The sequence below is a fragment of the Neorhizobium sp. IRS_2294 genome (assembly GCF_050500145.1).
In the GTDB taxonomy this organism is placed as follows: Bacteria; Pseudomonadota; Alphaproteobacteria; order Rhizobiales; family Rhizobiaceae; genus Neorhizobium; species Neorhizobium soli.
Genome location: NZ_CP191439.1, coordinates 2,191,888 through 2,203,904, shown reverse-complemented (window position 1 = coordinate 2,203,904; position 12,017 = coordinate 2,191,888). Strand labels below are relative to the sequence as shown.

At 60.9% G+C, this 12,017-nt stretch carries 10 protein-coding genes; 3 read left to right on the top strand and 7 right to left on the bottom strand.

Annotated features, from left to right (window positions below; genetic code table 11):
- Positions 1-3: 3 nt before the first annotated feature.
- On the top strand, positions 4-732 hold the full coding sequence (locus ACQY1K_RS10645) for a copper homeostasis protein CutC (RefSeq protein WP_113110857.1): 729 nt from the start codon (positions 4-6) through the stop codon (positions 730-732).
- Positions 733-746: 14 nt separating this feature from the next.
- Here ACQY1K_RS10645 and ACQY1K_RS10640 read toward each other — a convergent pair whose 3' ends face one another.
- The 4 genes from ACQY1K_RS10640 to ACQY1K_RS10625 form a co-directional block, all read right to left on the bottom strand.
- Positions 747-1,388 carry a helix-turn-helix domain-containing protein gene (locus tag ACQY1K_RS10640; protein ID WP_244508750.1) on the bottom strand — a complete coding sequence of 214 codons (642 nt, stop codon included), beginning with the start codon at positions 1,386-1,388 and terminating at the stop codon, positions 747-749.
- A 78-nt stretch (positions 1,389-1,466) separates the two neighbouring features.
- Positions 1,467-1,838 carry a transcriptional regulator gene (locus tag ACQY1K_RS10635; protein ID WP_139283807.1) on the bottom strand — a complete coding sequence of 124 codons (372 nt, stop codon included), beginning with the start codon at positions 1,836-1,838 and terminating at the stop codon, positions 1,467-1,469.
- A gap of 140 nt (positions 1,839-1,978) precedes the next feature.
- Positions 1,979-2,599, bottom strand: a complete 621-nt coding sequence (fixJ, locus tag ACQY1K_RS10630) for a response regulator FixJ (RefSeq protein ID WP_062456050.1) — start codon at positions 2,597-2,599, stop codon at positions 1,979-1,981.
- The gene (locus ACQY1K_RS10625; RefSeq protein WP_430257316.1) at positions 2,586-4,103 is read right to left on the bottom strand and encodes a PAS domain S-box protein; all 1,518 of its coding nucleotides are present in this window, start codon (positions 4,101-4,103) and stop codon (positions 2,586-2,588) included. The genes fixJ and ACQY1K_RS10625 overlap by 14 nt, the downstream gene beginning before the upstream one ends.
- Positions 4,104-4,411: 308 nt before the next feature.
- Here ACQY1K_RS10625 and ACQY1K_RS10620 point away from each other — a divergent pair, with 308 nt between their 5' ends.
- Entirely contained in the window at positions 4,412-4,807 is a 396-nt protein-coding gene (locus ACQY1K_RS10620) for a response regulator (protein ID WP_430257315.1), read from the top strand.
- A 16-nt stretch (positions 4,808-4,823) separates the two neighbouring features.
- Here the strand turns inward: ACQY1K_RS10620 and ACQY1K_RS10615 are convergent, their stop codons facing one another.
- Positions 4,824-6,080 carry an AGE family epimerase/isomerase gene (locus tag ACQY1K_RS10615; protein ID WP_430257314.1) on the bottom strand — a complete coding sequence of 419 codons (1,257 nt, stop codon included), beginning with the start codon at positions 6,078-6,080 and terminating at the stop codon, positions 4,824-4,826.
- A gap of 160 nt (positions 6,081-6,240) precedes the next feature.
- On the opposite strand from ACQY1K_RS10615, the gene metH reads away from it, so the two are divergent.
- Positions 6,241-10,011, top strand: a complete 3,771-nt coding sequence (gene metH / locus ACQY1K_RS10610) for a methionine synthase (protein WP_430257313.1) — start codon at positions 6,241-6,243, stop codon at positions 10,009-10,011.
- 126 nt (positions 10,012-10,137) lie between these two features.
- Here the strand turns inward: metH and ACQY1K_RS10605 are convergent, their stop codons facing one another.
- Positions 10,138-11,199 carry an ABC transporter ATP-binding protein gene (locus ACQY1K_RS10605; protein WP_430257312.1) on the bottom strand — a complete coding sequence of 354 codons (1,062 nt, stop codon included), beginning with the start codon at positions 11,197-11,199 and terminating at the stop codon, positions 10,138-10,140.
- A 27-nt stretch (positions 11,200-11,226) separates the two neighbouring features.
- Positions 11,227-12,015, bottom strand: coding sequence for an ABC transporter permease (locus tag ACQY1K_RS10600; RefSeq protein ID WP_113167065.1), 789 nt, complete (start codon positions 12,013-12,015; stop codon positions 11,227-11,229).
- Positions 12,016-12,017 lie beyond the last annotated feature (2 nt).

Here is a 12,017-nt window from a genome sequence, read left to right as displayed (position 1 = left end):
GCGATGCGGATCACGCTCGAAGTCTGTGTCGATACGCCTGAGGGGTTCGAGGCGGCTGTGGCGGGCGGGGCCGACCGGATCGAACTCTGCGCGGCGCTCGATCTGGGCGGACTGACGCCGTCGCCGGGGCTGATGGCACTGGCGGCGAAAGCGTCGACCCCGGTCTATGCGATGATCCGACCGAGGGCAGGGGATTTCGTGTTCGGTCTCGGTGACGAGGCGGCCATGCTCGGCGATATCGACGCTGTGCGGTCCGCCGGGTTGGCGGGTGTGGTGATCGGTGCGAATCTGGCCGACGGCCGTCTCGATGTGGCGCTGCTCGAACGCCTGATGCGACATGCTGACGGTCTCGGTGTGACACTGCACCGTGCCTTCGATCTGGTGCCGGATCCGGTTGAGGCCCTCGACGTGGCGATGACGCTCGGCGTTGAGCGCATCCTGACGTCCGGGCTGGTTCCGCGCGCCATAGACGGGGTGAACCTGTTGAAGCAACTGGTCGATCAAGCCGGGACACGGTTGTCGATCATGCCGGGCAGCGGGGTCACGCCGGCAAACGTTGTCGAATTGTTGAACTGCACCGGTGCCCGCGAGGTCCACGGCTCCTGCCGCGCTGTTCTCAAGCGCGGTGACGGCAGGGCTGTCGAGTTCGGTTTTCAAGCTAACCAATCATACCGGACAAGCGAAGTCATCGTGCGCGAGATGCGGACGATCTTGGATGGTGTCGGCAGCTGAGGGTTCGCTCAGCCTCAGGCGCAGAGGCTGGCGAGGGCCTTGAAGTCCTGGATCTGCACGCAGCGGACGCTTTGCAGTTTGATCAGGTTGGATGCGCGCAGCTTTGCGAACACACGCGAAACGGTTTCAATCGTCAGGCCGAGATAATCCGCGATGTCGAGCCTCGACATCGGCAGGTCGAAATGGTCGAGATTGCCCTGGCGGTTAGCCATGTCCAGCAGGAAGCCGGCGATGCGCTCCACCGCGGTCTGGCGGCCGATGACCGCCAGGTGCTCCTGGGCGCGCAGCATGCCGCGCAAGGCGAGCTTCAGAATGTCGTCGCCACTGCCGGGCTGGGAAAAGCTGCGCAGTCCCGTCGGAACGATCGCTTCCGCGAAAAAGGCATGCGTGCGGTCGGCTTCAAACCCAAAGGTCTCGCCGGCAAGGTAGAAGCCGATGACCTGACGGCGGCCATCGGACAGCAGCCGATGGAGGCGGACGGCGCCGAATTCGACCTCGTAGAACGTGCCGGATTTCTCGCCGGGCGTGTAGATTTCCTTGCCGCCGGCATAGGTCTGGACCTGGGTAACCCGGGTGACTGGTGCGGAGGAACACGGAAACGCGATCGGCGTTGCGTTTAGCATCTTTGCCTGGGCGTTCGCGACCGGAGCGTTCACGGCTCTTCCTCCAAGTGATCAGAGCTAGGATGCCGCAAGCCACTCGTCGGCGATATTGAGGTGTCTCCCTACGGAGTTCTACGTAGCGACCGGTGCCGGCGTGGCGTGGCTCAGATGGGCGAAATCCCTCACCATCCGCAGGAGTTCGGCACCATCGAACGGCTTTATCAGGATGCGCGCCGTGTTTTTGGATGGGATCGGCGTCATTCCGTCTGCCAGCATGATGAAACGGCTGGGAGAGTCGAGAAGCTTGTGCTGGGCGTCGAGGTTGCCGTGGACTTCGTGGGAGTCGATGATCGTGCACGCTGACGAGGCTGCCGAAGCGTGGCCCGCGCACCAGCTTTCATAGGAGAGGACCTGAAAACCTTCGACCTCCAGCGCGAACGCCAGCGACTGTCTAAGCCCGGCATCCGGAGCGATCACTGCAATAGTGGTCGAGGGTGACAACACGTGGACTATCCAGGATCCGGGGGGCGCTAGGGCGACATTGGACGCCGATTGTAATATGCGCGCCACGCCCCAAGCGGACTTTGCGTTAGATCAAGAAGTTGCAATTAAATCGCGGATTGTCCGTTTGTTCAGGTTCGGCGTCACTCCTGGTCGAAGCCGGCCGCCATGGTCATTCGAACCAGTTGCGGCAGGCTGCGCGCCCGCATCTTGGCCATCACGTTGGCGCGGTGGACTTCAACCGTCCGGGGGCTGATGTCGAGATCGTAGGCGATCGACTTGTTCGGCAAGCCGGCAACGACTGCCAAAAGGACCTGGCGCTCGCGATCGCTGAGCGACTGGAGGCGGCTCAACACTTCCTGCACCTCGGTCACTTCCGTCGGCTTTTCGACGAGAAGCTTGGCAGCCCGCTCGATTGCTTCGATGATGGTCGTATCGTCGAACGGTTTTTCGATGAAATCGACAGCGCCGGCCTTCATTGCTTCCACTGCCATCGCCACGTCGCCGTGGCCGGTTATGAAGATCACAGGCATCCGGATCTTCTGGGCGGCGAGTGACCTGATCAGCTCGAGACCCCCGATATCGGGCATCCTGAGGTCGCTGATGAGCAGGGCGTTGCGAGTTCCGGGCGCAAATTTCAGGAAGGCTGTCGCGCTTTCATGCACGCGCACGGCAAATCCGTTCATCGTCAGCATGAAGGCGAGCGACTTGCGCACCGGCTCCTCATCGTCGACGATATGCACCACGTAGTCAGCGGTCGGCATTCTCTTCGTCCTCCTTGTACAACGGCAGCGTGAACCGGAACGTGGCACCTCCGGCGACATTTCGGGTGACCACCATCTCACCGTCATGGGCTTCGATAATACGTTTGCATATCGAAAGTCCGATCCCCATACCACCCGCCTTGGTCGTCACGAATGGCTTGAACAATTGGGCCTCGATCTCCTCCGCAATCCCGGGGCCTGTGTCTTCGACGACCACAGCCACGTGCTCGTCGTCCTGGACCAGCGTGCGGATCGTGAGCTCTTTCCGCTCACTGTCGCGCATCGCTTCGATTGCGTTGCGCATCAGATTGGTCAGGACCTGCTGGATCTGGATCTTGTCAGCGACGACGATTTCCGGGCCGTCGTTGAATTCGAACATCGTCCGCACGCCATTTTCGCGAGAACCGACCAAGGCCAGAGCCGCGGCTTCTTCAATCAGCCGGCGGATGTTGTGGGGTGCTTTTTCCGTTTCGCCCTTCGTCACGAATTCGCGCAGGTGCTTGATGATCTGCCCGGCGCGGAGCGATTGGTTGCCGGCTTCCTTCAGCGCGTCGCGCAATCGCGACGCCATGTCGTCGTCCATGTCCCGCAGGAGCCTTGCGCAGCCGTGGACATAGTTCGCGATGGCCGAAAGCGGTTGGTTCAGTTCATGGGCAAGGGTCGAGGCCATTTCACCCATCTCGTTCAGTCGCGCGAGACGGGCGACTTCACCCTGCATTTCCTGCAATCGTGCCGCCGATTCGGCGCGTTCGGTAAGATCTCGCACGAAGCCGGTATAGAAGGTCTCGCCACCCGACCGGGTTTCGCCAACGGCAAGCTTCATCGGGAAGGTGGAGCCATCCTTGCGACGGCCGACCACGACGCGATCCCGGCCGATAATCCGCTTTTCGCCGGTGCGCGCGTAGCGCTCGAGATAGCCGTCATGCTCCCTGTGGTAGGGCTCCGGCATGAGGATACGCAGGTTGCGTCCGACGACCTCATCTTCCGTATATCCGAACTGGCGAACGGCCGCGGAATTGAAGGAGACGATGATGCCTTCCTTGGTAATGACGATGGTGGCATCGAGCACGGTGTCGAGGATCGATCGCAGATGCGCCTCGCGAACCTCGGCCTTGGCCTGGGTCTTTGCGATGATGATCCGGGCGATATGCAGGACCTTGCCGGTGACGGCGATTGCCAGGCTGGTCAGAGCAACCACTCTCAGTTCCGCCGAGGTCGCGCTGACGGGTGACAGTTCCTTCAACGCCCAGACACCGATTACGGAGAGGATTGCGGCGACCACGCCCGGTCTCAAGCCTCCGATGACGGAGGCGAAGATGATCGACGGCACGAAAAAGAAGTAGATTCCCTTGCCGTTCATGGGAACGGACAGAGCCAGACGAATTGCAAAGCCGACCAGGAAGCCGACCACAGCAAGGAGATAGACCTCACCGCGGGTGAAATCACGTTTCTGAATGAACTGTACGAAGCGTTCGGTGCGCCCGGTCATTTCGCTTAGGATCATCGCTCATCCTACTGAAAAGGCGATCGACACAGGCGCGCGGAGAGACGGGCGCGGATGTCTTGAACGCGTTGTAGCACAGGCTTAAATGCAGCGTCCAACGGGCAAATCGGGGAGGGGTCTTCATACACATGCTTTTCACCATATGTCAGAGAAACCGCGCATTCGCTCCGGAACCCTGTTCATCCCGGCGTGCAATTGATCGGCAAACCCGATAAGGCTGGGCCTTGGCCTAAACATTCCGCTAGGTTATCAACCAGAATCAGACTGGTAACACACACGCAGCCATGGCTGCTGCCGGAGAATTTGATATGTCGACCGTAGCCGCCGAAGCAAATGAAGGGCGCGCCGCACCGATCAAGGTTTTGTTCGTAGAAGACGAAGCCCTGATCCGCATCTCTACAGCCGATTTCCTGCAGGATGCCGGCATGGGCGTCGTCGAAGCCGGCACGGCCGGTGAGGCGCTGGGCCTTGCCTCCGAGCAGCCGGTCGATATCCTGGTTACCGACGTGCATCTGCCCGACATGACAGGCCTGCAACTGACCATCAAACTCCGCGACCAATTTCCGGATCTCCCGGTCATCTTCGCGACGGGCGATCGCAATGTCGAAGGCGCCGAAGGCCTGTCGCGTTCGGGCCTGGTGACCAAGCCCTATGACTACGACAGCCTTGTCTCGCTGATCCGCTCCATGGTCTCGGCCGGCTGACCGGCGGAACCGGCCGTCAGATCCGGCAGTCCGCCTCCACGATCATCTTCGTCAGGCTGCCATCCGCGGGAAACAGCGGGATGAGGCATGCCTGCAGCGCGTGATAGATGTCGCCCTTGCCGGGAAACAGGGTGTGAGCCGGGACCAGATCCTCCGTCAGTTCCTCGTGCCAGCCGCCGTTCTTGTGGTCGACGAACTTGTTGGCGATTGTGCCCCAGATCAGCCTGTAGCTGTCTTCGTAGAAGCTGTCGGCCGGCAGATGCTGGTTGATGAAATGCGCAGCGCCAGCGCCCTCGCACATCGGCCACCAGAGCTTGTTGGTCTTGGCGGGCTTGTCGTCCCAATCCAGCGTGTAGAAGAACCCGCCTTTTTCCTTGTCCCAACCGAGTGACATGGCCTGCACGAACAGGTTCTTGGCCGCATCCGGCATCCAGGCGTGCTTCTTGTCGCCGAGCGTCCACAGTTGCAGCGTCAGTCTTGCCCATTCCAGCCAGTGGCCGGGCGTCGTGCCGGCCGGGCGGAACATCTCGTCCTGGTGATAATAGTTCTTGTCGATCTGCCAGTCGCTATCGAAATGCTCGGCGACGCGGAAGCCGACGCTGCCGGCGAGGCGCCGGATGACGAGGTCTGCAATGCTTTCGGCCTTGTCCAGATAATGCCGTTCGCCGGTTGCCTCAAAGGCCGCCATCAGCGCTTCAGTCAGGTGCATGTTAGAGTTCTGGCCACGGTAGCTGCCGCCGTCGATGGGGGACCAGTCGGGCGCGAATTCTTCGGCAATGGCGCCGTGTTCGATATTCCAGAACCGGGTCTCCAGCACGTCGGTGACGTCGGCGAGCATCGCGTCGGCGAGCGGATGGCCAACGACTTTTGCGGAGGATGCGGCGAGAAGCACGAAAGCGTGGCCGTAACCCTGCTTGTTGCCATCCGCCGGGCCATCGTCGTTCATCGACCAGGCATAGCCACCGTTTTGTTGGTCGCGGTGACCGTTCCAGAGAAAATTCATGCCGTGGTCGACCAGGTCGCCCGTACCCGGACGTCCCAAGAGATAGCCGATAGAATAGCAGTGCACCATGCGGGCGGACGCGTGAATGCCGCGAACGGGATTGTCGCCGGGGAGCGGGTTGCCGGTAGGATCGAGATCGAAGAAGCCGCCCTTGGGGTTGATGGCCCTGTGCTGGAAGAAATCGAACAGGCCGTCAGCCTGTTGCAGCAGCCAGCGCCGGTGGTAGGGCAGATCGCTCCAGAATTTCGATACCTGGCCCGCGTCGCTCATGCTTCTCTCCCTTTTGCATTCTGCTTCAAGGCTATACCGTCAGGAGTATGGCCTGTCATCGACAATTCGTTTATTACTCACGGCACGACGGCTGGACATCATATAAACGCATCTTTATATGATTATGAATACCGTTTGATGCTGTTCAGGAGTGTGTCCCTTGTTTGATGAACTCTTCGGTCCCGAAGGCGATCGCCGCGACGGTGCGGAAATCCTTGCAGCGCTAAAGGCCGCCGCACGCGAACGCATTCTCGTGATAGATGGCGCCATGGGCACTCAGATCCAGGGGCTTGGCTTCAACGAAGAGCATTTTCGTGGCGAACGCTTTATCGGTTGCGCCTGTCACCAGCAGGGCAACAACGACCTTCTGATTCTCTCGCAGCCCCAGGCGATCGAGGATATCCACTATCGTTACGCCAAGGCCGGCGCCGATATTCTCGAGACCAACACGTTTTCCTCCACCCGTATCGCCCAGGCGGATTACGAGATGGAAGGCGCTGTCTACGATCTCAACCGCGACGGGGCACGCCTTGCCCGCCGGGCCGCGATCCGCGCCGAAAAGGAAGACGGCCGCCGCCGTTTCGTGGCCGGCGCCATCGGGCCGACCAACCGGACGGCCTCGATTTCTCCCGATGTCAACAATCCGGGCTACCGCGCCGTCTCCTTCGACGACCTGCGGATTGCCTATGGCGAGCAGATCGACGGTCTTATCGACGGCGGTGCAGATATCATTCTGATCGAAACGATCTTCGACACGCTCAACGCCAAGGCTGCGATCTTTGCCTGCGAGGAGCGCTTCGAGGCGAAGGGTATTCGCCTGCCGGTGATGATATCGGGCACGATCACCGACCTTTCCGGACGCACGCTGTCCGGCCAGACGCCGTCTGCGTTCTGGAACTCTGTGCGCCATTCGAACCCGTTCACAATCGGTCTCAACTGCGCGCTTGGCGCAGATGCCATGCGTCCGCACCTGCAGGAATTGTCGGGCGTTTCCGACACCTTCATCTGCGCCTATCCGAATGCCGGCCTGCCCAACGAGTTTGGTCAGTATGACGAGACGCCTGAAATGATGGCGAAGCAGGTCGAGGGATTTGCCCGCGAAGGTCTCGTCAACGTCGTCGGCGGCTGCTGCGGCTCGACGCCGGAGCATATTCGCGCGATCGCCGAGGCTGTCTCCAAGTACAAGCCGCGCCAGATCCCGGAGCATTCGCCGTTCATGTCGCTGTCGGGCCTCGAGCCCTTCACACTGACAAAAGACATCCCGTTCGTGAATGTCGGCGAACGCACCAACGTCACCGGTTCGGCCAAATTCCGCAAGCTGATCACCGCCGGCGATTATGCGGCAGCGCTGGTCGTTGCCCGCGACCAGGTCGAGAACGGCGCGCAGGTCATCGACATCAACATGGACGAGGGCCTGATCAACTCAGGTCAGGCGATGATCGAGTTTCTCAACCTGATCGCCGCCGAGCCGGATATCGCGCGCGTTCCAGTCATGATCGACAGCTCGAAGTTCGAGATCATCGAAGGCGGACTGAAATGCGTTCAGGGCAAGCCGATCGTCAACTCGATCTCGCTCAAGGAAGGCGAGGAAAAGTTCCTGGCGCAGGCCAAGCTGATCCGCAATTACGGCGCAGCCGTCGTGGTGATGGCGTTCGACGAGACCGGCCAGGCGGATACCTATGACCGCAAGGTCGAGATCTGCAGCCGCGCCTACAAGATCCTGACCGAGCAGGCGGGCTTCCCGCCCGAGGATATCATCTTCGATCCGAACGTGTTTGCGGTGGCGACCGGGATCGAGGAACACAACAATTACGGCGTCGACTTTATCGAGGCGACGCGGACGATCCGCGAACGCATGCCGCTGGTGCATATTTCAGGCGGCGTTTCGAACCTGTCCTTCTCGTTCCGCGGCAACGAGCCGGTGCGCGAGGCGATGCATGCTGTGTTCCTCTACCATGCCATCCAGGCGGGCATGGATATGGGCATCGTCAATGCCGGTCAGCTGGCGATCTACGAAAACATCGATCCGGAACTGCGCGAGGCCTGCGAGGACGTGGTGTTGAACCGCCGCGCCGACGGAACCGAGCGGCTTCTGGAAGTGGCCGAAAAATATCGTGGCGGCCCCGGCAAGGAAGCAAGGGTGCAGGATCTGGCCTGGCGCGAACGCTCGGTCGAAGAGCGGCTGTCGCATGCGCTGGTCAACGGCATCACCGAATTTATCGACGCCGATACGGAGGAGGCGCGGCTGCAAGCCGCGCGTCCGCTCCACGTCATCGAGGGGCCGCTGATGGCCGGCATGAATGTCGTCGGCGATCTGTTCGGCTCCGGCAAGATGTTCCTCCCGCAGGTGGTGAAGTCCGCCCGCGTGATGAAGCAGGCGGTTGCGGTGCTGCTGCCCTACATGGAAGAGGAAAAGCGCCTCAACGGCGGTGACCAGCGCAAGACCGCCGGCAAGATCCTGATGGCGACCGTCAAGGGCGACGTCCACGACATCGGCAAGAACATCGTCGGTGTCGTACTCGCCTGCAACAATTACGAGATCGTCGATCTCGGCGTGATGGTGCCGGCCACGAAGATCCTCGAAACGGCAATTGCCGAGCAGGTCGATATCATCGGCCTGTCGGGCCTGATCACGCCATCGCTCGATGAAATGGTGCATGTGGCGGCCGAAATGGAGAGGCAGGGTTTCAACGTGCCGCTGCTGATCGGCGGCGCGACGACCAGCCGGGTGCACACGGCCGTCAAGATCCATCCGCGCTATGAGCGGGGCCAGGCCGTCTATGTCACGGATGCTTCGCGCGCCGTCGGCGTCGTCTCGGCACTTCTGTCGCCGGACGCGAAGGATGGCTATGTCGAGACGATCCGCGGCGAATATGCCAAGGTCGCGGCGGCGCATGCCCGCTCGGAAGCGGACAAGAAGCGGCTGCCGATCGAGCGTGCCCGCGCCAATGCCGAGACGGTCGACTGGACATCCTATGAGCCCAAGAAGCCGCAGTTCTTCGGCACGAAAGTGTTCGAAGGCTACGATCTAGCGGAGCTTGCGACCTATATCGACTGGACGCCGTTTTTCCAGACCTGGGAATTGAAGGGTCGCTACCCGGCCATTCTCGAAGACGAGAAGCAGGGCGAGGCCGCGCGGCATCTGTTTGCAGATGCGCAGGCGATGCTTCAAAAAATCATTGCGGAAAAGTGGTTCCGGCCCCAGGCCGTGATCGGCTTCTGGCCGGCCAACGCTGTCGGCGACGACATCAAGCTGTTTACCGACGAGACGCGCAGCACGGAGCTCGAGACGCTGTTCACGCTGCGCCAGCAGCTGTCCAAGCGTGACGGCCGGCCGAATGTGGCGCTGTCGGATTTCGTCGCACCGGTTTCGAGCGGCAAGGCGGATTATGTCGGCGGCTTCGTGGTCACGGCCGGTATCGAGGAAGTGGCGATCGCGGAACGGTTCGAGCGGGCGAACGACGATTATTCGTCGATCCTGGTCAAGGCGCTCGCCGACCGGTTTGCGGAAGCGTTTGCCGAACGCATGCACCAGCGCGTGCGTCAGGAGTACTGGGGCTATGCGCCGGATGAGACGCTCACCAGCGACGAGTTGATCCACGAGCAGTATGCCGGCATTCGTCCGGCACCGGGCTATCCAGCGCAACCCGACCATACGGAAAAGGAAACGCTGTTCCGGTTGCTTGACGCTACCAAGGCGACGGGCGTGACGCTGACCGAGAGCTACGCGATGTGGCCGGGATCATCCGTCTCGGGCTTCTATATCGGCCATCCCGCCAGCTACTATTTCGGCGTTGCCAAGGTGGAACGGGACCAGGTCGAGGATTACGCGTCGCGCAAGGGCATGCCGATCGAGGAAGTCGAGCGCTGGCTCGGGCCGGTGCTCAACTATATCCCGACCAATGTGGCGGCGGTGGAAGACGCCGCATAGGCGGTCTGCCGCCATGTTCACAGATTGAATCAAGAAGCCGGCAAGTTGAATCACTTGCTGGCTTTTTCTGTTTGATATTGCGGTCTTGTTAGCGATCAAGCATTCGCCACTCGCGGCGCGCTGCGCCTATTCCTTGACCACCAGCAGGTCGCTTGCGGCGAAACGCAGGGTCACTGTTTCGCCTGGCTGCGGCAGCACCTTGTCCGGCGCGTTGAACATGTCGAAGGATATCTGGTTGCCGCCGACCGTGACCTTGGTGCGCACGACGGAGCCAAGGAAATGCGTCGAGACAACGGTGCCGGTCAAAGCCGTATCGCCCGTGGCGCTCTCGGAAAGCGAACCAGCTTCCGGACGCAGCGCGATCGATACGGTGTCGCCTTGTGCAAACGCGCCAATTGGTTCGCGCAGCGTGATGATGTTGTCGCCGATACGGATGGTGTTGGCGGCCGGATCTACGACGATCGCATCGATGATGTTGAGCGTGCCGACAAACGAGGCGACGAAACGGGTGGCCGGGCGGTTGTAGATCTCCGACGGCGTACCGATCTGGTCGGCGCGACCGGCGTTCATGACGACGATCCGATCCGAGATGGACAGTGCTTCCTCCTGATCGTGGGTGACGAACACGGTGGTGATACCGAGCTTCCTCTGGATCTGACGGATTTCCTCGCGCAAGGATACGCGGATCTTTGCGTCGAGCGCCGACAGCGGTTCATCCAGCAGCAGGACCTGTGGTTTTGGGGCGAGCGCACGCGCCAGCGCGACGCGCTGCTGCTGGCCGCCGGACATCTGGTACGGGTAGCGGTCGGCCAAATGTTCGAGGCCGATCAGCTTCAGCATTTCCTTCACGCGGGCGTCGATATCCGCCTTCGACATGCCAGCGACCTTGAGGCCGAAGGCGACGTTGTCGAACACGCTCATGTTGGGAAACAGGGCATAGGCCTGGAACACCATGCCGATATTGCGCTGGCTGGTTTTCAGGCCCGACTGGTTGCGGCCGTTGATGACGATCGTGCCGTCGCTTGGGTTCTCGAACCCGGCGATCATCCTCAGAACCGTGGTCTTGCCGCAACCGGACGGTCCGAGAAAGGAGACAAATTCCCCTTTCTCGATCGCCATATGGAAGTCCTTGACGACCTGCGTCTGGCCGAAGCTTTTCTTGATACCGTCGAGAACGAGAAACGACATGAGGTGAAAATCCTTGAGGCGCAGTCCCTAAGCCCGGGAGGGTGCCATCTTGCTGAAACGGGAAACGAGCTGGAGCAGGCCCATCGAAAGCCAGGTGATCGCAAAGGCGATAACCGCGAGCGCCGACGGCTCATAGGCCTTGTTGGCGCCCACGAGCTGGAGATAGGGACCGAATGCGGGACGGTTGAGAAGGGCGGCCATGGTGAACTCGCCCATCACGATCGCGAAGGTGATGAAGGCGCCCGACAGCACGCCCGACATCACGTTCGGGAAGATGCAGCGAAACAGGATCGTCGGCCATTTGGCGCCAAGGATTTCCGCCGCTTCCGTCAATGTTCTGACGTCGATGGTGCGCATCGCCGTATCGACCGAGCGATACATGTAGGGCAGCGACAGGGTGATGTAGGACATGACCAGAAGCACGTTGGTGCCGAAGGTCGAACCGGTGAACGGGATGTAGGACGACGAATTGTAGAGCCTGAGATATCCGAAGACGATGACGATCGCCGGGATGACCAGCGGCATCAACGTGATGAACTCCATCACCGGTCGCATCTGGGGGACGCGCAGCCTGACCCAGTAGGCCGTCGGCACGATCAGCAGCATGCCGAAGATGATGGTGAGCAGCGCCATCAGCATGGAGAAGCCGAAGGTCGCCCGGAAGGCGGCATCCGAAAACACCGAGTCGTAGGCATCGAACGAGTATTCGCCGCGCCGCATGCGCAACGAGAATTCAAACGTGCCGATCAGCGGCACGAAAAAGTAGATGACGCCGATGGCGATGGCGAGCCAGGCGAAGAATTTTGTCATCTTCATCT